General features: G+C 68.3%; 17 protein-coding genes. 8 read left to right on the top strand and 9 right to left on the bottom strand.

The genetic code is table 11. The features are described from left to right. Nucleotides 1-58 precede the first annotated feature (58 nt). Both WI26_RS03230 and grpE read right to left on the bottom strand, forming a co-directional pair. Nucleotides 59-499 carry a thioredoxin family protein gene (locus tag WI26_RS03230; RefSeq protein ID WP_069225162.1) on the bottom strand — a complete coding sequence of 147 codons (441 nt, stop codon included), beginning with the start codon at nt 497-499 and terminating at the stop codon, nt 59-61. Nucleotides 500-509: 10 nt separating this feature from the next. Further along, on the bottom strand, nt 510-1,055 hold the full coding sequence (gene grpE / locus WI26_RS03225) for a nucleotide exchange factor GrpE (protein ID WP_059465453.1): 546 nt from the start codon (nt 1,053-1,055) through the stop codon (nt 510-512). Between the two features lie 351 nt (nt 1,056-1,406). On the opposite strand from grpE, the gene WI26_RS32600 reads away from it, so the two are divergent. Then, entirely contained in the window at nt 1,407-1,568 is a 162-nt protein-coding gene (locus WI26_RS32600; RefSeq protein WP_006476841.1) for a hypothetical protein, read from the top strand. Here the strand turns inward: WI26_RS32600 and WI26_RS03220 are convergent. From WI26_RS03220 to hrcA, 3 genes are all read right to left on the bottom strand, one after another. Continuing rightward, nucleotides 1,540-1,947, bottom strand: a complete 408-nt coding sequence (locus tag WI26_RS03220; RefSeq protein ID WP_069225161.1) for an RNA-binding S4 domain-containing protein — start codon at nt 1,945-1,947, stop codon at nt 1,540-1,542. The two genes, WI26_RS32600 and WI26_RS03220, sit on opposite strands and share 29 nt — an antisense overlap. Before the next feature lie 5 nt (nt 1,948-1,952). Continuing rightward, on the bottom strand, nt 1,953-3,017 hold the full coding sequence (hemH, locus tag WI26_RS03215) for a ferrochelatase (protein ID WP_069225160.1): 1,065 nt from the start codon (nt 3,015-3,017) through the stop codon (nt 1,953-1,955). Nucleotides 3,018-3,161: 144 nt separating this feature from the next. Then, entirely contained in the window at nt 3,162-4,184 is a 1,023-nt protein-coding gene (gene hrcA, locus WI26_RS03210) for a heat-inducible transcriptional repressor HrcA (RefSeq protein ID WP_011544637.1), read from the bottom strand. Nucleotides 4,185-4,314: 130 nt separating this feature from the next. Here hrcA and WI26_RS03205 point away from each other — a divergent pair, with 130 nt between their 5' ends. Continuing rightward, the gene (locus tag WI26_RS03205) at nt 4,315-5,217 is read left to right on the top strand and encodes an NAD kinase (protein WP_059465450.1); all 903 of its coding nucleotides are present in this window, start codon (nt 4,315-4,317) and stop codon (nt 5,215-5,217) included. Nucleotides 5,218-5,236: 19 nt separating this feature from the next. Beyond that, entirely contained in the window at nt 5,237-6,886 is a 1,650-nt protein-coding gene (gene recN, locus WI26_RS03200; RefSeq protein WP_059465449.1) for a DNA repair protein RecN, read from the top strand. Nucleotides 6,887-7,014: 128 nt separating this feature from the next. Here recN and glnE read toward each other — a convergent pair whose 3' ends face one another. Next, nucleotides 7,015-9,816, bottom strand: a complete 2,802-nt coding sequence (glnE, locus tag WI26_RS03195) for a bifunctional [glutamate--ammonia ligase]-adenylyl-L-tyrosine phosphorylase/[glutamate--ammonia-ligase] adenylyltransferase (protein ID WP_069225159.1) — start codon at nt 9,814-9,816, stop codon at nt 7,015-7,017. 227 nt (nt 9,817-10,043) lie between these two features. Here glnE and WI26_RS03190 point away from each other — a divergent pair, with 227 nt between their 5' ends. The 3 genes from WI26_RS03190 to tldD all read left to right on the top strand — a co-directional run bounded on the left by WI26_RS03190 (nt 10,044) and on the right by tldD (nt 16,677). Then, nucleotides 10,044-14,243 carry a YhdP family protein gene (locus tag WI26_RS03190; RefSeq protein ID WP_069225158.1) on the top strand — a complete coding sequence of 1,400 codons (4,200 nt, stop codon included), beginning with the start codon at nt 10,044-10,046 and terminating at the stop codon, nt 14,241-14,243. 51 nt (nt 14,244-14,294) lie between these two features. Then, nucleotides 14,295-15,122 (top strand): carbon-nitrogen hydrolase family protein, encoded by an 828-nt coding sequence (locus tag WI26_RS03185; RefSeq protein WP_059465446.1) that lies wholly within the window; start codon nt 14,295-14,297, stop codon nt 15,120-15,122. An 88-nt stretch (nt 15,123-15,210) separates the two neighbouring features. After that, nucleotides 15,211-16,677, top strand: coding sequence for a metalloprotease TldD (gene tldD / locus WI26_RS03180; protein WP_059451318.1), 1,467 nt, complete (start codon nt 15,211-15,213; stop codon nt 16,675-16,677). Nucleotides 16,678-16,787: 110 nt separating this feature from the next. Here tldD and WI26_RS30765 read toward each other — a convergent pair whose 3' ends face one another. After that, a complete protein-coding gene (locus WI26_RS30765; RefSeq protein ID WP_167359224.1) occupies nt 16,788-17,033 on the bottom strand; it encodes a hypothetical protein in 246 nt (81 codons plus the stop codon). A 42-nt stretch (nt 17,034-17,075) separates the two neighbouring features. Here WI26_RS30765 and aroG point away from each other — a divergent pair, with 42 nt between their 5' ends. Further along, nucleotides 17,076-18,149, top strand: coding sequence for a 3-deoxy-7-phosphoheptulonate synthase AroG (gene aroG, locus WI26_RS03175; protein WP_059465445.1), 1,074 nt, complete (start codon nt 17,076-17,078; stop codon nt 18,147-18,149). Nucleotides 18,150-18,262: 113 nt separating this feature from the next. On the opposite strand, the gene hmpA is transcribed toward aroG, so the two are convergent. Both hmpA and WI26_RS03165 read right to left on the bottom strand, forming a co-directional pair. Then, nucleotides 18,263-19,471 (bottom strand): NO-inducible flavohemoprotein, encoded by a 1,209-nt coding sequence (gene hmpA, locus WI26_RS03170; protein WP_069225157.1) that lies wholly within the window; start codon nt 19,469-19,471, stop codon nt 18,263-18,265. 96 nt (nt 19,472-19,567) lie between these two features. Then, nucleotides 19,568-20,119 carry a cob(I)yrinic acid a,c-diamide adenosyltransferase gene (locus WI26_RS03165; RefSeq protein WP_059538314.1) on the bottom strand — a complete coding sequence of 184 codons (552 nt, stop codon included), beginning with the start codon at nt 20,117-20,119 and terminating at the stop codon, nt 19,568-19,570. Nucleotides 20,120-20,259: 140 nt separating this feature from the next. On the opposite strand from WI26_RS03165, the gene WI26_RS03160 reads away from it, so the two are divergent. Next, entirely contained in the window at nt 20,260-21,669 is a 1,410-nt protein-coding gene (locus tag WI26_RS03160) for an FAD-binding oxidoreductase (protein ID WP_069225156.1), read from the top strand. Nucleotides 21,670-21,705: the final 36 nt, after the last annotated feature.

The following is a 21,705-nucleotide window of genomic DNA, read 5'->3' as shown; positions in this document are numbered from 1 at the left end:
AATGCGTCCGGCCGATCCGTTTTCAAGACCCGCCAAGCGATGCGGATATTAAATTTTTTCAATCGCCGCGGGTAGCCGGATCGTGCGGACCGTCGTCGCGGCCCGATGGCGCACCGGCCGCCGCGGCGATCTTCGCGCGCGCCGCCGACACCGCCGCCTGGAACTGCGCCATGCCATGCCAGCCGGTCGCGCGGCCGAGCCGCTTGCCGCGGTGGAAAAAGAACCACGTCGGCACGCCGTGCAGGCCGAAGCGGCGCCCCAGTTCGTGATGTTCGTACACGTTGCAGTGGAACCACTTCAGATCCAGCGCGCGGATCGCGTCCGGCTGCGCGAGCATCGCCTTCTTCGCGATCTCGCAGTTGAAGCAGTCGACGCCCCAGAAGAACACCACGGCGAGCGCGTCTGCGGCGCCGGCAATCGCGGCGTCGAACGTGTCGGCCGCCAGCGCCTGCATGTCGAACGCGTCGAACGCGGCCGGATCGACGCCGCCGGGAGCCATCGCGGCAGCCTTACTTCGGCTGGGCGACCGTGACGAGCGCCGGGCGCAGCACGCGGTCTGCGATCGTGTAACCCTTTTGCAGCACGGTCACGACGGTGTTCGGCTCCTGATCGGCCGGCACCATCGAAATCGCCTGGTGCTGGTGCGGATCGAACTTCTCGCCGACCGGGTTGATCGCGACGACGCGGCCCTTCTCGAGCGCGCTCGTCAGCTGGCGCAGCGTCAGCTCGACGCCTTCGCGCACCTTCGTGATGTCGCCGGACGTGTCGCTGACGGCGGCCTCGAGGCTGTCCAGCACGGGAAGCAGGTGCTCCGCGAAGCCCTCGATCGCAAACTTGTGCGCCTTCGAGACGTCTTCCTGCGCACGGCGGCGGACGTTCTCGGTCTCGGCCTTCGCCCGGAGGAAGCTCTCCTGCAGCTCGGCGACCTTGGCTTGAGCCTCCGCGAGCGCCGCGTCGGCTGCTTCAGCGGCGGGAGCAGCGCCTTGCGCCGCCTGCTTCTCGCTGCCGATGTCTTCGGCCGATTGGGTAGCCGGGTTCTCTTGCGTGTTTTCCATGTCGCTGAAAGTCGATTAGAGGTTGAAGCCAAATCGGCAACCGCCGGACCGTATGCTGGCGGCACCGCACATTGTTGGTGCAAATAAGGGCGAAAACTGCGATTTCAAGAGGGCTATTCGCCGGTATTCGCCAATACCGCGAAACAACCGCACCGCGCGCAGCCCGATTGCGCGCATTTGTCGCCAGATCGGACGAAACGGCCGGTAACAACGCTTACCAGGCAAGTACTAGCTCGGCACAGGGGGCTGCACTACACTCCATTCAAGCGTCGAAAAAGCGCGTTTACCCTAGCTTACCGCCGCCTGACATCCACCTGGCGCCGCATTCACCGTCCCATCGAGGCGAGTACCGTGAAACTGACCTTTGCCATATCGGTGGTCGCGCTGGTACTGATTGCCGGCACCACCACCATCTGCCTGTCCGGAGCCGTGACCGACCGCACGACCGAATACGGAAGCGCGCGGGCAACCTTCGACCAGATGTTCAGCTCCCACCAGAAAATCTGTCGATGATGCGCCGGTCGCGCTTGGTCGGCCGGCCGTGCAGTTCCGCCGCCGGCTCACGATACGTGCGGCGCCGCTCCAGTTCAGCGAGCCGCGCGACGCGCCCCGCTTCGGTTTCCTCGTAAAGCGTCTGCGCGATGCTCGCGGGCCCGCGCACGTCGCAAATGCCCAGCACGGCTATGTGCCAGACGATACCGTCGATCGCAATCTCGACCTCGTCGCCCACGCGCACCTCTTTCGCCGGCTTGACCGCCGCGCCGCCGATCTTCACGTGGCCTTTGTCGACTGCATCGGACGCGAGCGAGCGCGTCTTGAAGAAGCGCGCTGCCCACAGCCATTTGTCGATGCGCAGCTTAGCTCCAGGTTCCGTCGAAATCTTGTAGTTCATCGCATTCAACTCACCGTTTCGGGCTGTGCGGCCTTCACCGGCCAGCCCTGCAGATTCTCGGCGACGATTTCGCTCACCGCGCCGATCCACGCGGGCGCCCCGTTCAGGCAGGGAATCCGGTGGAAGGCCTGGCCGCCGCCCGCGATGAACTCGTCGCGCACCTCCATCCCGATCTCCTCGATCGTCTCCAGACAATCGGCCGTAAAACCGGGACAGAACACGTCGGCCCGCCGCACGCCAGCCTCACCGAGTTCGCGCAGCGTCGGCGCCGTGTACGGCTGCAGCCACTCGGCCTTGCCGAAGCGCGACTGGAACGTCACGCGGCATTCGAGCGTCGACAATCCGAGCGCGGCCATCAGCAGCGCGCCCGTCTGCTGGCATTGATCGTGATACGGGTCGCCCAGGTCGAGCGTGCGTTTCGGCACCCCGTGAAAACTCAGCACGAGCTTGTCGCCGGCCGCGAAGTCGGGGCGGCCGTGCTGCGCCCAGTACTGGCGCACCTGCTCGGCGAGCGCATGGATGTAGGCCGGATGGTCGGCATATTGCCGCACCGTGCGCACCTCCGGCTGGTTGCGCATCCGCGCGAGCGCGGCGAACGCGGCATCGAATGCGGTGGCGGTGGTGGACGCCGAGTATTGCGGATACATCGGCATCAGCAGCACGCGCTCGACGCCCGCGCGCTTGAACTGCGCGAGTGCCTGCGCAATGCCCGGACTGCCGTAGCGCATCGCGTAGTCGACCGTTACCTGGTAGCCGTTCGATGCGAGCAGATGGCGCACACCTTCGGTCTGCCGCTCGGTGTACACGCGCAGCGGCGAACCCTCCGGCATCCAGACGGCCGCATATTTCTTCGCGGACGCACGGCCGCGCAGCGGCAGGATCAGCGTGCGTAGCAGTACCTGCCAGACGACCTGCGGGATTTCGACCACGCGGGGATCCGACAGGAATTCGGCCAGATAGCGCCGCACCGCACGCGGCGTCGGAGCGTCGGGCGTACCGAGATTGATCAGCAGCACGCCGATGCGATGGGCGGCGGCAATGCTCGAAGGCGGCTCGAGATCGAAACGCATGGGCAGGAACGTGCTCGGGGCACGCAGTCGGACGGCCCTCAATTATAGCGGGCCGCCTCGTTCGGGTCGGCTGGCCGTTCGGCCGACTGGCGGTGCACGCGGCATCGCGGCACGATGGCGAAACGGTATCGGCTCGGGTTGGGATTACTGCTGGCTCAGCGTGAGCGACAGCAGCCGCGCGGTGATGTCGACGATCGGGATCACGCGGTTGTACGCCATGCGGGTCGGGCCGATCACGCCGAGCGTGCCGACGATCTGGCCGTTCACCTCGTAGGGCGCGGTCACGACGCTCATTTCCTCGATCGGCACCAGCGTCGATTCGCCGCCGATGAATATCTGCACGCCCTGGGCGTGGCTCGACACGTCGAGCAATTGAAGGAGGCCCGTCTTTTGGTCGAACACGTCGAACAGCTTGCGCAACCGCGCCATGTCGGACGACAGATCAGCCACCTCGAGCAGGTTGCGCTCGCCGGAAATGAGCACGGTGTCCTCCGTGTCGGGCACCTCCGTGCTGGCCGTCACGGCCGCATGCATCAGCGTGGTCATGTCGCCGCGCAGCTGGTCGATCTCGTCGCGCAGGCGGCGGCGCACCTCGTCGAACGACAGCCCGGCGAAATGCGCATTGATGTAGTTGGACGCCTCTGTGAGCTGCGAAGGCGAATAGTCGCGCGGCGTCGCAAGCATCCGGTTCTGCACGTCACCCTCGGGCGTGACGATGATCAGCAGGATGCGCTTGTCCGACAGCCGCATGAACTCGATCTGTTTGAATACATGGCTGCGGCGTGGCGTCAGCACGACACCCGCGAACTGCGACAGGTTCGACAGCACGCTCGCCGCGGCGGCCACCACCCGCTGCTGCGGCTCGCCGGCTTGCAGCGTGTTCTGCACCTGGCGCGCAACGGCCTCGGCATCGATCGGCGCCTCGACCGTCAGCATCGTGTCGACGAACAGACGGTAGCCGCGCGGCGTCGGCACGCGGCCGGCCGACGTGTGCGGGCTCGACACGAGGCCGAGCTCCTCCAGGTCGGACATCACGTTGCGGATCGTTGCCGGGCTCAGTTCGAGCCCGGAGTAACGGGACAACGTGCGCGAGCCGACCGGCTGACCGTCGGCGATATACCGTTCGATCAGGGTTTTCAGGAGGGTTCGTGCGCGAGGATCTAGCATGGTGGAAAATTTTAGCGCAACCGCGCGAGCACGGCGAGTGGCCACGGCCACTGTCGCGCGGGCTGACCGATCCGGCCCCGTCCTCACGCAGCCGGTTCTTTTCGTCAACGAGCTATGGTGTAATGCCGGCATGAAAACCGGTAATCAGTTCAATACTGTCGCGCTCGTGGGCCGGAGCAACACGCCCGGCATCGCCGAGCCGCTCGCCATGCTGGCTGGCTGCATCGCGAAGCTCGGCTTCGAGGTCGTGTTCGAAACCGAAACCGCGCGCGAGATCGGCATCTCCGGCTATCCGGCGCTTACCCCGGCGGAAATCGGCGCGCGCGCGGACGTGGCGGTCGTGCTCGGCGGCGACGGCACGATGCTCGGCATCGGCCGCCAGCTCGCGCCGTACAAGACACCGCTGATCGGGATCAACCACGGGCGGCTCGGCTTCATCACCGACATCGCGGCGGCCGACATGCAGGCGCTCGTCCCGGTGATCCTGTCGGGCAAGTTCGAGCGCGAGGAGCGCTCGCTGCTCGAGGCCCGGATCGTGCGCGACGGCGAGCCGATCTACCACGCACTCGCGTTCAACGACGTCGTCGTGAACCGCAGCGGCTTTTCCGGGATGGTCGAGCTGCGCGCGTCGGTCGACGGCCGGTATATGTACAACCAGCGCTCGGACGGCCTGATCGTCGCCACGCCGACCGGCTCGACCGCATACGCGCTGTCATCGGCCGGGCCGATCCTGCACCCGCAACTCCAGGGCATCGTGCTCGTGCCGATCGCCCCGCATGCGCTGTCGAACAGGCCGATCGTGCTGCCCGACGATTCGAAGATCGCGATCCAGATCGTCGGCGGCCGCGACGTCAACGTGAACTTCGACATGCAGTCGTTTACCGCGCTGGAGCTGAACGACACGATCGAGGTGCGCCGCTCGAAGCACACGGTACCGTTCCTGCATCCGGTCGGCTACAGCTATTACGCGACGCTGCGCAAGAAGCTGCACTGGAACGAACACGCATCGAACGAAGACGACAAGGCGCCCTGACGCACCCGAGCCCGACACCATGCTTCGCCACCTCTCGATTCGCGACTTCGTCATCGTCGCCGCGCTCGATCTCGAATTCGACAGCGGCTTTACCGTTTTTTCCGGCGAAACCGGCGCCGGCAAATCGATCCTGATCGACGCCCTGGCTCTCGCGCTCGGCGAACGCGCCGATGCGAGCGTCGTGCGCGCCGGCTGCGGCCGCGCCGACATCACCGCCGAATTCACGCCGCACGACCGCGTCGCGCGCTGGCTCGACGAACACGCGTTCGATGCCGAGGACACCGTGATGCTGCGCCGCGTGATCGATGCGAATGGCCGCTCGCGCGCGTTCATCAACGGCACCAGCGCGACGCTCGCGCAACTGCGCGAGCTCGGCGAAATGCTGGTCGACATCCACGGCCAGCACGCGCACCAGTTGCTGATGCGCCCCGATGCGCAGCGCGAGCTGTTCGATACGCACGCGGGGCTCGTCGCCGATGCCGCGAACGTCGCCCGCGCGTGGCGCGTCTGGCGCGACGCGACGCAGGCGATCGACGCCGCGAAGGCGCACGAGCGGGAACTGCAGCTCGAACGCGAGAAGCTCGCATGGCAGCTCGCCGAGCTCGACAAGCTCGCGCCTCAGCCAGGCGAATGGGACGAAGTCGGCAGCGAGCACAAGCGCCTGTCGCATTCGGCGAACCTGATCGCCGGCGTGCAGGGCGCACTCAACGCGCTGTCCGAGGCTGACGACGCGATGCTCCCGCAGCTCGGCGCGATCGTGTCGAAACTGCGCAGCCTGGCCGACTACGACACGGGGCTCGGCGACGCGCTCGCATCCCTCGAACCGGCCGAGATCCAGCTGCAGGAAGCCGTCTATTCGCTGTCGCACTACGCGCAGCGCCTCGATCTCGACCCGGCCCGGCTCGCGCAGGTCGAAACGCGCCTCGACGCGCTGCACTCGACCGCCCGCAAGTTCCGGCTGCCGCCCGACACGCTGCACGAGGAACATGCGGCACGCCGCGCGCAACTCGCCGCGCTCGACGCGGCCGCCGATCTGGGCGCGCTCGAAGCCGCGCAGGCCAAGGCATGGGAAGCCTACCTCGCCGACGCGAAGCACTTGTCGAAGGCGCGCGCGCAGGCCGCGAAGGCGCTCGGCACGGCCGTCACGGCCGGCATGCAGGAACTGTCGATGGCGGGCGGCAGCTTCGAAGTCGCGCTCGTGCCGCTCGCCGATGGTGGCCCGCACGGGCTCGAGCAGGTCGAATTCCGGGTCGCCGGACACCCCGGCGTGCCGCTGCGGCCGCTCGCGAAAGTCGCGTCGGGCGGCGAACTCGCACGGATCAGCCTTGCGCTCGCGGTAATTGCGAGTGCCGCCAGCCCGACGCCGACGCTGATTTTCGACGAAGTCGACACGGGCATCGGCGGCGGCGTCGCCGAGGTGGTGGGCCGCCTGCTGCATCAGCTCGGGCGTGACCGCCAGGTACTGTGCGTGACGCACCTGCCGCAAGTCGCCGCGCGCGGCGACCATCACTACCAGGTCGCGAAGGGTGCCGACGAGCACGGCGGCACAGTCTCGTCGGTCGTCCCGCTCGACAAGGCCAGCCGGATCGAGGAAGTCGCCCGGATGCTCGGCGGGCTGGAGATCACCGCGACGACGCGCAAGCACGCGAAGGAAATGCTGGCGGCCTGACGCGGGCGCCCAATCGCTGAATATACAAAGACCGGCGCATGCGCCGGTCTTTTTTGACGGGCGGCAGCCGCCGCCCGATTGCGCGCGCCCTGCCTCGGCGATTCGAACATTCGGTTCGAACGCCCGACTCAAACACCCGTTTCGATCGCGCCGAACACCCGCTCCCACAACGCCATCACGGCCGCCCGCTCGTCGGCCACGAGCGCCGGATCGACGCGGGCCTTTTCCATCCCGTCGAGCCGCAGCTTGTGCTGCAGCTTCCGATACTTGCGGTACGCGGCGCCGACGCGCTCGGCTTCGTCCTCGCCCATCAGCCCGAACCGCGCGACCTCGCGCAGCAACGCGATGTTGCCGGTGTTGCGGATCAGCTCGGCATCGCTCGATGCATGCAGCAGCACCCAGTACTGAACGATGAACTCGATGTCGACCATCCCGCCGCGATCGTGCTTCAGATCGAACAGCTCGGTCTGGTTCGGGTGGCCGGCGAACACCTTGGTGCGCATGTCGACGATCTCCTTCGCAAGCACCGCGCCGTCGCGCGGCGTCGTCAGCACCTGCTGGCGAATCACCTCGAAGTCCGCGCCGATCTGCGTGTCGCCCGCGCTGTAGCGGGCACGGGTGAGCGCCTGGTGCTCCCACACCCACGCGGTGTTCGCCGCGTCGCCCTCGCGCAGCTGGTAGCGGCGAAACGCGTCGAGATCGGTCACGAGCAGTCCGGCCTCGCCGTTCGGCCGCAGCCGCAAGTCGATGTCGAACAGCGCGCCCGCGCCGGTCGCGGTCGTGAGCCACGTGATCAGCCGTCGCGTAAACGTCGTGTAGACATCCGCCGAGCGCTCGTCGGGGTCGTCGTACAGGAAGATCAGGTCGAGATCCGACGCATAGCCGAGCTCCTTGCCGCCGAGCTTGCCGTATGCGATCACCGCGAACTTCGGCACGTCGCGGTGACGCTTCGCGAGCTGCGACCAGACGACCTCGATCGTCACGTCCAGCACCGCGTCGGCGAGCTCCGAGAGGCGATCGCTCACGTGCTCGACCGACAGCTGGCCCGCCAGATCGATCAGCAGGATGCGGAACACCTCCGCGTGCTGCGCATGCCGCAGCAGGTCCATCTGCTGCTCGGGGCCGTCGGCGGCCGCGAGGCGCGCACGCAATGCGTCCTTGAACGCGGGCCAGTCGAACGGACTGGCGATCGCTTCGTCGTCGAGCAGTTCATCGAGCAGTTGCGGATGGCGGATCAGGTAGCCGCCGCCCCAGCGCGTCGCGCCAAGCACCGACAGCACGCGATCGAGCGCGGCCGGATACTCCGTCAGCAGCGCGAGATAGACGCCGCGCCGGCTGACCGTCTCGAGCAGGTCGAACAGCCGCACGATGGTGTCGTCGCGGCGCGCGGTGTCGATCCGCGGCGCCGCCTCGAGCGCGCGCTGCGCGACGCTGTCGAAGCGTTGCCGGCTCTTTTCCGGCAAGCCCGCGTAGCGCGACGACTGCCAGATCGCGCGCAGCCGCGCGAGCACGGTCGCCGGATCGGTGAAGCCCAACCCGTCGAGGCGCGCGCGCAGCGCGTCGTCTTCGCCGTCGTCGGCGAGCGCCCCGCTCCAGATCCACGACGCGGTGGTGTCCTCGCCCGCCGCGCAGGGGCCGCCGCTCGCCTTGTCGGCAAAAATCTGGTCGAACTGCGCCTCGACGAAGGTACGGTGGCCGTCGAGCACCGTCATCAGCGCCGCGTAGTCGGCAAAGCCGAGCGACGCGGCCAGCGCCGCGCGCTCGACCGGATCGACCGGCATCGCGTGCGTCTGCGCGTCGTCTCGGTACTGCAGCCGGTGCTCGAGCGTGCGCAGGAAGTTGTAGGCGTCGGTCAGGCGCTCGCGCACGTCCTCGCCGATCAGCCCGCGCGCCTGCGCATGGCGCAGCACCGCGAGCGTCGGCCGCACGCGGAATTCCGCATCCTGGCCGCCGCGGATCAGCTGGAACACCTGCGCGCTGAATTCGATCTCGCGGATGCCGCCGCGCCCGAGCTTGATGTCGTCGGCCTTGTCGGGGCGCATCGACGCGCGGCGCGCGGCTTCCTGGCGAATCTGCTGGTGCAGCGAACGGATCGCGCCGATCACGCCGAAGTCGAGATAGCGGCGGTACACGAACGGCTTGACGATCGATTCGAGCTGCGACGCGAGCCGCCGCGCCGCGTCGCTGTCGCCTTCCGACACGAGCCGCCCCTTGATCCACGCATAGCGCTCCCATTCGCGCCCCTGCACGTAGAAATATTCCTCGAGCATCCCGAGACTGCAGACGAGCGGCCCCGAATCGCCGTTCGGCCGCAGCCGCATGTCGACGCGAAACACGTAGCCGTCGGCGGTGACCTCGGACAGCACGCCGATCAGGCGCCGGCCGAGCCGCGTGAAATATTCTTGGGTGGACAGCGGCGAGCGCGTGCCGCCGGCCGTCTCGCCGTCGTCCTCGTAGACGAAGATCAGGTCGATGTCCGACGACACGTTCAGCTCGCGGCCGCCGAGCTTGCCCATCCCGACCACGCCCAGCACGACGCGCTGACCGTCGGCCGCTCGCGGCTCGCCGTACATCGCCTCGAGCTCGGCGGACAGCAGCGCGAGCGAACGCTGCACGGCCACCTCGGCCAGATCGGTCATCGCGGACGTCACCTCGGCGACGTCCGCGACGCCGCGCAGGTCGCGCTCAGCGACCGCGCCGAACACCTCGGCACGCAACTGCCGCAGCGCGCGCTTCAGTTGCTCGTCGCCCGGCGCGACCGCGCCGGCCGGCGATGCGAGCAGCTCGGTCAGGCGCGCGTCGAGCTGCGCGCGGACAAGCGGCGCGGCGGCCCATGCGGCGATCTGGTCGGACAGCGCGGGACGCGCGGCGGCCGCGCGGGCGATATAGCGGGAGTAGGACGGGCTGATCAGGGCGGAAGCGTCGGTCATCGAAAAGCGGGCCTGGCGGTAAGGTCCGCCGCCGCGGGGAACGCTTGCGCGCCCCGCAGCCGACGGGCCCCGTGGACTCGGCGCGGTGTCGCGACGCGGATGCGCCGCCGCGAAAACCGCGCGCCGGAAAGCCCGTGCCGCGCTGCCGCGACGGCCGCCGGCACGAACCCCTGTGATACATTTCAACGTCAGTCTGCAAAACTACCATATCGCCGCCCTTCCGCCGCATGTCCGACCGTCAGGAATCCGCCGTAGCTGAGCCCGAAGCGGGACCTCCGAAGCACGATCATCCGGTCCTGCGTCGCGTGTTCAGGGTGACGCTGGCAGTCGGGATCGGCACCTACTTCGTCGCGGCCGGCGCGTTCCTCGGGTTGCGCTACGTGGTGCTGCCGCGCATCGACGAATTTCGCCCGCGCATCGAGCGCGCGGTCTCCGACAAGCTCCACGCGCAGCTTTCGATCGGCAAACTGTCTCCCCACTGGTCCGGCATGCAGCCGGGCGTCGAAGTCGCCAACCTCACCATTCGCGGCCGTGACGGCCAGATCGCGCTGTCGGTTCCGCACGCGACTGCTGCGCTGTCGTGGATGTCGCTGTTGCGGCTGTCGCCCGCGCTGTCGAGCCTGATCGTCGACCATCCGGATCTGGTCGTCGCGCGCGCGACCGACGGCTCGCTGAGCATCGCGGGCGTCGGCGTCGCGACCACCCATGGCGGCAACGACACGTTCAGCACCTGGTTGCTGAAGCAGGAAGCGATCGTGCTGCGCAATGGCACGCTGCGCTGGCGCGACGCGCAGCACAACGCACCGGAGCTCGCGCTGTCCGGCATCCGCCTCGCGGTGCTCAACCACGGCCGCGAGCACAAGGCCGCGCTGCAGGCGCCCGCGAACGGCACGCTGCTGCTCGGCCCGCTCGATTTCCGCGCGCGCTTCCGGCACAAGCCGCTCGCGCCGATCGGCAAGCCGACGAACTGGACCGGCGATGCGTATCTGTCGACCGGCCCGGTCGACCTGCAGACGCTTGGTCGCTATCTCGACATCCCGCTCACGATCCATGCGGGCCGAATCGACAACGCAATCTGGGCGACCTTCCAGGACGGCCACCTGCGCTCCGCCGGCGGCGACCTGCAGGGCGCCGACGTCGTGCTGCGCGTGCGGCCGACCCAGCCACGCCTCGACGTGCCGACGGTCGGCTTCGGCTGGGACATGGCGCTGGACACCGGCCGCGACTACACGCTGCACCTGACGCGCTTCAACGCGGAGCTCGGCCAGCCGCCACTGCCGGACGGCACGCCGCTCGCCCGCTCGCTCGCGCTGTCGACGCTGACCGCCCGCTACCGCGTGCCGGCCGCCGACCAGGGGCAACTCCTGAGCGTCGTCGGCGACCGCGTCGATCTCGGCATTCTGAGCGAGTTCATCCGCGGGCTGCCGCTGCCGGCACGGCTGCGCAACGAACTGATCAAGCTCGACCCGCGCGGGATGGTGTCGAATTATCACATCGAGGTCGAACGCGCGAAGCCGGCGCGGGCCGAGCTCGCCGACGAAGAGCGCCGCACCGGCGCCGCACCGATCGTCCGCTACCGCTTCCTCGGCGACCTGCAGGGCATCAGCTTCGCCGCGCAGGAGCCGCCCCCGGGCCTCTCGCCGCGCGGCCATCCGCGCGCCGGCTGGCCGGGCGTCGAGAACCTGTGGGGCCGCGTCGACGCGAACGAGACGGGCGGCGCCGCGCACTTCGACACGGTCAACGCGGCGGTCACGGTGCCCGGCGAATTCGACGAGCCACGCCTCACCTTCGACCGGTTGCGCGGCAACGCGAAATGGGTGATCACGCCGGCGCCGGGCGAAAAGCACGCGCGTGTCGACGTGACGCTGCCCGACCTGTTCGTCGCGAACCCCGATGCGGAAATCGCGGTGTCGGGCTCGTACACGAACCCCGGCCACGGCCGCGGCTCGCTCGACTTGCGCGCGGATTTCGCGCGCGCGTCGGTGGCGCGCATTCCACGCTACCTGCCGACCGGGATGTCCGAGCACCTGCGCACCTATCTCGGCCATGCGCTGCAGAATGGCCAGGTGACGAAGGGCGCGTCGATCGTCGCCCGCGGCCCGCTCGAGAAATTCCCGTTCGAACACGAGCCGGACGCCGGGGTGTTCCATATCGTCGCGCCGTTCACCGGCGGCCGCTTCGAGCCGACGCCGTACCCGCCGCGCAAGCTCGCGAACGGCACGCCGAGCGTGTGGCCCGCACTCGACGGAATCGACGGCGTGTTCGAGCTCGCGCAGAACAAGCTGCGCTTCGACATCGCGCGCGCGCACTACAAGCGCGTCGCGCTGACGAAGGTCGCCGGCCGGATCGACGATCTCGGCAACCCGTCGAAATCGCCGCTCGTCATCGACGGCCATGCGCAAGGCCCGCTCGCGGACCTGATCGACTACGCGGACAACAGCTCGCTCGGCTCGATGAGCGGACACATCGGCCAGCGGATCGATGCGCAGGGGCCTGCGGCGCTCGCGCTCAAGATCACGATTCCGCAGCACGTTCCGCATCCGCATACCCACGTCGAAGGCGCACTCGCGTTCGGCGGCAACACGCTGTCGACCGACGGCTTGCCGCCGCTGTCCGCGCTGCGCGGCAGCGTGGGCTTCACCGAGGCCGGTGCATCGCTGCACGGCCTGTCGGCGCGCTTCCTTGGCGGTCCGGTGCGCGCGAACGGCAACTTCCAGTCGCACGGCCCGTACGCGGTGGACGTCGACGGCAAGCTCGCGCTCGACGCCGCGCGCGGCCTGAATCTGCGCGGCACGGCCGCGGCGCTGCTCGAGCACGTGGTCGGCGACGCGCCGTACCAGATCGCCGTGCGCGGCGCGCCGGGCCGACTGCCGGAGGTCACCGCGCGTTCGGACCTGACGGGCGTCGCGCTCAACTTCCCGGCGCCGTTCGCGAAACCGGCCGGCACGCCGATGCCATTCCGCTTCACGCTGCAGCCGGCCGCCCAGGCGGGCGGCAAGCGCCTCGAGCATGCCGACCTGACACTCGGCCCCGTGTCCGCGACCTACCTGCTCGACGCGACGCCCGGCCAGCCGCTGCGCGCGGCGCGCGGCGCGATGGGCATCCACCGGATGCCCGATCTGCCGCAGGACGGCGTGAGCGCCGCCGTCGACGTCGACGAACTCGACGCCGACGCCTGGCTCGCACTGGCCCGCACGCTGCAGCACGACACGCCGCGCACGCAGGAGCCGCAAGCCGCGCCGCGCGTCGACATCGCGAGCTTTACGCCGAAGCGCTTCGCGCTTCACTTCGGCACGCTGAAGCTGCTCAAGCGCAACTGGGAAAACGTGATCGTCGGCGCGTCGCACGTCGACGAGCTGTGGCAGGCCAACATCGCTTCCAACCAGGTATCGGGCTACCTGTCGTGGGCGCCGGGCGGCGGCCACAACGGAGCCGGCGTGCTGAACGCACGGCTCGCGAAGCTCGTGATTCCGCAGAGCGCGCAGCACGACCTCGTCGGCCGCGCGATGAACCTGCCGACGCCGACCGACCGGCCGATGCCGTCGGTCGACCTGATCGTCGACCAGGTCGTTGCACGCGATCACGACATCGGTCGGCTCGTCGTCAATGCGCGCAACATCGACGAAGACGGCGCGCCGGTGTGGCAGCTCGACAAGCTCGAACTGGCGAACCCGGCCGCGAAGCTGACGGCGACCGGCAACTGGCGCACGTCCCGCCGCGCGCTGGCTCGCGGCGTCGACGAAAACGATGCGCCGCGCCGCAGCGTGTTCGACTTCAAGCTCGACGTCGGCAACGCGGGCGCGCTGCTCGACCTCGTCGGCCTGCCGCGCACGCTGGCGGACGGCCACGGCACGGTGACCGGCAAGGTCGGCTGGCGCGGCGGCCCCACCGCGGTCGACCTCCCGTCGCTCGGCGGCCAGGTCGCGCTCGACCTGGAGCACGGCCAGATCCTGAAGGTCGATCCGGGCGCCGCGAAACTGCTCGGCGTGCTGAGCCTGCAAAGTCTCGCGCGCTTCCTGACGCTGAACTTCCGCGACGTGATCGGCAAGGGACTGCCGTTCGACAAGATCACGGGCACCAGCCGGATCTCGAACGGGATCGCACGCACCGACGACTTCTCGATGACGACCGCGCCGGCGAACGTGACCGTGCGCGGCGCGGTCGACCTCGGCACCGAGACGCAGGATCTGCACGCGCACGTCGCGCCGAAGATCGGCGCCGGCACGGCCGCGATCGCGGCCGCGATCATCAATCCGCTGCTCGGTGTCGGCGTGCTGGCCGCGAACTACGCGCTGTCGGAGACGCTGTCGCACGCGTTCGCGCTCGACTACGCGATCACCGGCTCGTGGGCGCATCCGCACATCGAGCGGGTGCGGAGCGATCAGGGTAAGATGAATCACGGTCCGGCCGATGCGGCAAACCACTGACGCGCGCAGGGTGCCGGGCCGCACCCCATTTATGACGCAATCGATCCAGCGATGACCGATCACACCCGTTCCGCCACACCCTTTCGGGTCGCCGCGCTGCAGATGGTGAGCACGCCGGACGTCGCACGCAATCTCGCCGAAGCCGGCCGCCTGATCGCGGAAGCGGCCGGCGACGGCGCGCAGCTCGTGCTGCTGCCCGAGTATTTCTGCTTCATGGGCCATCGCGACACCGACAAGCTCGCGCTCGCCGAACCCTACCGCGACGGCCCGATCCAGCGCTTCCTCTCGGAGGCCGCGCACCGTCACGGCATCTGGGTGATCGGCGGCACGCTGCCGCTGAAGGCGCCCGAACCCGATCGCGTGCTGAACACGACGCTCGTATTCGACCCGACCGGCCACGAAGCAGCGCGCTACGACAAGATCCACCTATTCAACTTCGAGAAAGGCGACGAATCGTTCGACGAGGCGCGCACGATCCGCGCGGGCGACACCGTCGTCGCGTTCGACGCGCCGTTCGGGCGGGTGGGCCTGTCGGTCTGTTACGATCTGCGCTTTCCGGAGCTGTATCGCAGGATGGGCGACTGCGCGCTGATCGTCGTGCCATCGGCGTTTACGTATACGACGGGCCGCGCGCACTGGGACATGCTGCTGCGCGCGCGGGCCGTCGAGAACCAGTGTTATGTGCTCGCGGCCGCGCAAGGCGGCAAGCACGAGAACGGCCGGCGCACCTGGGGCCACAGCATGCTGATCGACCCGTGGGGCGAGATCGTCGCGGTCCGCGACGAAGGCGCGAGCGTCGTGACCGGCGCGCTCGATCCGCAGCGCATCGCCGATGTGCGCCAGAGCCTGCCCGCGTGGCGGCATCGCGTGCTGGCCTGAACCGCTGCCCCGGCGCTTGAAACGCCGCCCGGCCAACCCATCTGCCCAGAACGCACCCGACAACTTTTTGAGAACCCTCGATACCCGCATGAACATCATCGAACCCGGCATCCGCAATCTTGCGCTGGCGAAGGACATCCTCCTCACGCCGTACGGCCTCGACGAGAGCCTGCTCACGCGCACGATCGCCGACATCTTCACGCATCGCGTCGACTACGCGGACCTGTACTTCCAGGCGACCCGCAGCGAAGCGTGGAGCCTCGAGGAAGGCATCGTGAAGTCGGGCAGCTTCAGCATCGATCAAGGCGTCGGCGTGCGCGCGGTCGCGGGCGACCGCACCGCGTTCGCGTACTCGGACGACCTGTCGCCGGAGGCGATCGCCCAGGCGGCCGCGGCCACCAAGGCGATCGCGGCGGCCGGCGGTGGCCGCCAGAAGATCAAGGCCGCGACTTCGCTGAAGGGCATCTCGGGCCGCGACCTGTACCTGCCGTCCGATCCGCTCGCGTCGCTCGATGCAACGGCCAAGGTCAAGTTGCTCGAGCGCATCGAGCAAATGGCGCGCGGGCGCGACCCGCGCGTCACGCAGGTGATGGCGGGCCTCGCCGGCGAATACGACGTCGTGCTGGTCGCGCGCAGCGACGGCGCGCTCGCGGCCGACATCCGCCCGCTCGTGCGTGTGTCGGTCACGGTGATCGCCGAACAGAACGGCCGCCGCGAGATCGGCTCCGGCGGCGGCGGCGGTCGCTTCGACTACGGCTACTTCACCGACGAAGTGCTGTCGCGCTACGTCGACGATGCCGTGCACGCGGCACTCGTGAATCTCGACGCGCGCCCGGCCCCGGCCGGCGCGATGACGGTCGTGCTCGGGCCGGGCTGGCCGGGCGTGCTGCTGCACGAGGCGATCGGCCATGGCCTCGAGGGCGACTTCAACCGCAAGGGCTCGTCGGCGTTCGCCGGCCGCATCGGCGAGCAGGTCGCCGCGAAGGGCGTGACGGTGGTCGACGACGGCACGCTGCCGAATCGCCGCGGCTCGCTGAACATCGACGACGAAGGCAACCCGACGCAGTGCACGACGCTGATCGAGGACGGCATCCTGAAGGGCTACATCCAGGACACGCTGAACGCGCGCCTGATGAAGATGCCCGTCACCGGCAACGCACGGCGCGAGTCGTATGCGGCGCTGCCGATGCCGCGCATGACCAACACGTACATGCTGAACGGCGACAAGGATCCGCAGGAGATCATCGCGTCGGTGAAGAACGGCCTGTACGCGGTGAACTTCGGCGGTGGCCAGGTCGACATCACGAACGGCAAGTTCGTGTTCTCGGCGTCCGAGGCATACATGATCGAGAACGGCAAGATCACGTACCCGGTGAAGGGCGCGACGCTGATCGGCAGCGGCCCGGAATCGCTGAAGTACGTGAGCATGATCGGCAACGACATGTCGCTCGACTCGGGCGTCGGCGTGTGCGGCAAGGAAGGTCAGAGCGTGCCGGTCGGCGTCGGCCAGCCGACCCTGCGGATCGACAAGATGACGGTCGGCGGTACGGCATAACCGCATCGCGGCGCAGATAATCCGCGCATTTTGACAGAAACGCGCGGATTGTCCGCATTTTCGAGCACCCCCGGTTGCCAGCGGGCCGGCGACCGGGTATAAATTCCGAATCAACTTTTTTGACGAACCAAATCTCCGTCATGTCCGCCAAGTTTTATTTTTACTTTTTTTGGCATCTCAGACCGCTGGCGGATCGAGAGGGTTGATGGCGCGTAAAGCGCAACCGAAATTCCCGAAAAAACCGCCGGCGAACCCGGCGGTTTTTTTTCGCCCTTCGCCACCCGGTCGCCGCCCCAGCGGATCCCGCGGCCCCGACCGAAATCACTGAATCGCTTGAATTGATGAATCTGCCGCACGCGCACTAACCGAACGGCGCCCGCAAAATTAGGAGAAACAGCATGCCCCCGCACAACACCGACGACGTCCGCATTCGCGAACTCAAGGAACTGACGCCGCCCGCCCACCTGATCCGCGAATTCGCATGCTCCGAGGCCGCGTCCGAGCTGATCTACAATTCGCGCCAGTCGATGCACCGCATCCTGCACGGGATGGATGACCGGCTGATCGTCGTGATCGGGCCGTGCTCGATCCACGATACGAAGGCGGCGATCGAGTACGCGGGGCGGCTCGTGAAGGAGCGCGAGCGCTTCAAGGGCGAGCTGGAAATCGTGATGCGCGTGTACTTCGAAAAGCCGCGCACGACGGTCGGCTGGAAGGGGCTCATCAACGATCCGCACCTCGACAACAGCTTCAAGATCAACGAAGGGCTGCGCACCGCGCGCGAACTGCTGCTGCAGATCAACGAGATGGGGCTGCCGGCCGCGACCGAGTACCTCGACATGATCAGCCCGCAGTACATCGCCGATCTGATCTCGTGGGGCGCGATCGGCGCGCGCACGACCGAGTCGCAGGTGCACCGCGAGCTCGCGTCGGGACTGTCGTGCCCTGTCGGCTTCAAGAACGGCACCGACGGCAACGTGAAGATCGCGGTCGACGCGATCAAGGCCGCATCGCAGCCGCACCATTTCCTGTCGGTGACCAAGGGTGGTCACTCGGCGATCGTGTCAACGGCCGGCAACGAGGACTGCCACGTGATCCTGCGCGGCGGCAAGACGCCGAACTACGACGCGGACAGCGTGAACGCCGCCTGCGCTGACATCGGCAAGGCCGGCCTCGCCGCGCGCCTGATGATCGACGCGAGCCACGCGAACAGCTCGAAGAAGCACGAGAACCAGATCCCCGTGTGCGCGGACATCGGCCGCCAGGTTGCGGCCGGCGACGAGCGCATTGTCGGCGTGATGATCGAGTCGCACCTCGTCGAGGGGCGTCAGGACCTGAAGGAAGGCTGCCCGCTGACCTACGGCCAGAGCATCACCGATGCGTGCATCGCGTGGGACGACAGCGTGAAGGTGCTCGAAGGCCTCGCGGAATCGGTGAAGGCACGGCGCGTCGCGCGCGGCAGCGGCAACTGAGCGCCGACAGGGCCGAGGCGGCGCATGCCGCCCGCGGCCTGCGGCCCGCGCTGCAATGAACAAGGCCCGGCTCGCGCCGGGCCTCTTCGTTGGCGGGAACCGCCGTCAGGATCTCACTCGAGCGCACCCGAACCGAAGATCTCGGTATTGATGCGTTCCGGCTCGACGCCCAGCGCGACCAGCGCGTCGCGTTGCGCCTTCATGAACGCGATCGGGCCGCAGACGTAGTAGTCGGCATCCGGCACCAGCGCGTATTGCTTCACGCGCTCCGGCGTCAGGCGCCCTTCGAGGTCGTGATCGACGCCGCCCCGGTCGTTCGGGCCGACCAGCTCGTACAGCACCGTGCGCTTTACGTTCGCGCGTTCGCGCACCGTATCGTTCAGCCAGTCGCGGAACGCATGCACCGCGCCCGACCGGCATGCGTGGACAAACCGCACCTCGCGCGTGCTGCCTTCGCCGACCAGCGTCGATGCCATCGACACCATCGGCGTCAGGCCGACGCCGCCGGAGATCAGCACCACCGGCGTATCGACGCCGCGCTTCAGCGAGAATTCGCCCATCGGCGCGGTCACTTCGACGATCGCGCCCTCCTCCACGCCGTCATGCATCAGCGTCGACACCTTGCCGGGCGGGATGGCCTCCGGCTGGCCGGCCTCGCGCTTCACCGAGATGCGCAGCCACTTGCCGTGCGGCGCGTCGGACAGGCTGTACTGACGCGGCTGATCGACGCCGAGGTCGCCGACGAAGCGCTTCACCGTGATGTACTGGCCCGGCTCGAAGGTCGGCGCCTCGCCGCCGTCGGCGGGTGTCAGGTAGAACGAGGTGATCTCGTCGCTTTCACGCACCTTGCGGGCGACCTTGAACGGACGGAAACCGCTCCACGCGGCGCCCGCGTAGAGGTCGGCCTCCGCGCCGATCAGGATCTGCGCGAGCTGGCCGTACGCGACGCGCCATGCCTCGAGCGTCTCCGCATCGACCGCGTCCCCGAGCACTTCGACGATCGACGCGAGCAGGTTCTCGCCGACGATCGGGTAATGCTCGGGGCGGATGTTCAGGCTTGCGTGCTTGTGCGCGATGTGCGACACCGCGCCGCCGAGCACGCCGAGATTGTCGATGTTCGCCGCATACGCGTAGACGGCCTTCGCCAGGGTTTCGGGCTGGCTGCCGGTCTTCTGGTGCGTCTGGTTGAACAGGTTCTTCAGTTCCGGATGACGCGCGAACATGCGCTGATAGAAATGCTTCGTAATCGTCGCGCCATGCTCGGCCAGGACGGGGGCGGTGGCCTTCACACGGGCCATTTGGTCAGCGGTGATGTGGGTCATGCTCGTTCTCTCCGTTAAACATGCACATACAATACATGTTTAAAAATCGATCTCCCTCGGGCAAATTGTCGCACCGCGCAAAAACGCTGCCGGGCGTCAGCGGGCGCGCCCGCGCTCCCACAGCACGTCCGCCCCGCCGTCCGCGCGGTTCAGCACGCGCGCCAGCACGAACAGCAGGTCCGACAGCCGGTTCACGTAACGCCGCGGCGCATCATTGAGCGTGTCGGTACGCCCGAGCGCGACGATCGAGCGCTCGGCGCGCCTGCACACCGTCCGGCACACGTGCGCGAGCGACGCCGCGCGCGAGCCGGCCGGCAGGATGAATTCCTTCAGCGGCGGCAGCGTCGCGTTGTAGTCGGCGAGCCACCGGTCGAGGCGCGCGAGGTGCGTGTCGTCGAGTACCGCATGGCCGGGAATGCACAGCTCGCCGCCGAGATCGAACAGGTCGTGCTGGACCGTGACCAGCGCAGTGCGCACGTCGTCCGGCAGCGGCTCGGCGAGCAGCACGCCGAGGTTCGAGTTCAGTTCGTCGACGTCGCCGATCGCGACGATCCGCGCGTCGTCCTTGCCGATGCGCCGTCCGTCGCCGAGGCCGGTGGTGCCGTCGTCGCCCGTGCGCGTCGCGATCTTGCTCAAGCGGTTGCCCATGCGAATGTCCTTTCGTGCGCGGCCGTGATGCGGCCCGGTTGCGTAGGAACGCGATTATCGCAGCCCGCGGCGGCGGGCGCAGCGGGCGTTACAGCGTAGAATGGGCCGAAAGTTTGACAAGCAGTCGACAGGAGACATTCGTGAATCACCCTGCCCCGCCGGCCACCGCGCGCCGCCCGCTGCCCCCCGCCATGCTCGATGCGCTGCGCGCCGCCTTCGGCGAGCGCGTGTCGACCGCCGATGCCGTGCGCGCCCATCACGGCCGCGACGAATCGCCGTTCGACCCGCAATTGCCCGACGCCGTCGTATTCGCCCACAACGCCGACGAAGTTCGCGAAGTTGTGTCGCTGTGCGCGCTCTACAGCGTGCCGCTGATCCCGTACGGCGCCGGCTCGTCGCTCGAAGGCCACCTGCTCGCCGTGCGCGGCGGCGTCTCGCTCGACCTGTCGGAAATGAACCGCGTGTTGTCGATCAACGCGGAAGACCTGACCGTCACGGTCGAACCGGGTATCACGCGCAAGGCGCTCAACGAAGCGCTGCGCGACACCGGCCTGTTCTTCCCGATCGATCCGGGCGCCGACGCCAGCATCGGCGGAATGACCGCGACTCGCGCATCGGGCACCAACGCCGTGCGCTATGGAACCATGCGCGAGAACGTGCTCGGCCTCACGGCCGTGCTGGCCGACGGCCGTGTCGTGAAGACGGGCTCGCGCGCGCGCAAGTCGTCGGCCGGCTACGACCTCACGCGGCTGTTCGTCGGCTCCGAAGGCACGCTCGGCGTGATCACCGAGATCACGCTGCGCCTGCATCCGCTGCCCGAAGCCGTGTCGGCCGCGATCTGCACGTTCCCGTCGATGGGCGACGCGGTGCGCACCGTGATCGAGACGATCCAGATCGGCGTGCCGATCGCGCGCGTCGAGTTCGTCGACTCGCTCGCCGTGCGATCGATCAACCGCCACTCGAACCTGACGCTCACCGAAGCGCCGACGCTGTTCTTCGAATTCCACGGCACCGAAGCCGGCGTGAAGGAACAGGCCGAGCTCGTGCAGACGCTCGCGGGCCAGAACAACGGCCAGGGCTTCGAATGGGCGACCCGCCCCGAGGATCGCACGCGGCTCTGGGCCGCGCGTCACAACGCGTACTTCGCGATGCTGCAACTGAAACCCGGCTGCCGCGCGGTGACGACCGACGTGTGCGTGCCGATCTCGCAGCTCGCCGCCTGCGTCGAGGAAACCGAAGCCGACCTGCGCGCATCGTCGCTGCCCTGCCCGATCGTCGGCCACGTCGGCGACGGCAATTTCCACGTCGCGATCCTGATCGACCCCGACAAGCCAGAGGAAATCGACGAAGCCGAACGCATCAACGACCGGATCGTCGAACGCGCGCTGCGCCTCGGCGGCACCTGCACCGGCGAGCACGGCGTCGGCCTGCACAAGATGCGCTTCCTGCCGAAGGAGCACGGCGATAACGCGATCGACGCGATGCGCGCGATCAAGCTCGCGCTCGATCCGCGCAACCTGATGAATCCCGGCAAGATCTTCACGTGCTGACACGGCAGCGCGCAGCCGCGCCGCCCGCAGGAGACT

It is taken from the genome of Burkholderia diffusa (assembly GCF_001718315.1).
In the GTDB taxonomy this organism is placed as follows: domain Bacteria; phylum Pseudomonadota; class Gammaproteobacteria; order Burkholderiales; family Burkholderiaceae; genus Burkholderia; species Burkholderia diffusa_B.
Note: the sequence above shows the minus strand (reverse complement) of the source record. Positions and strands in the feature narration are given on the sequence as shown.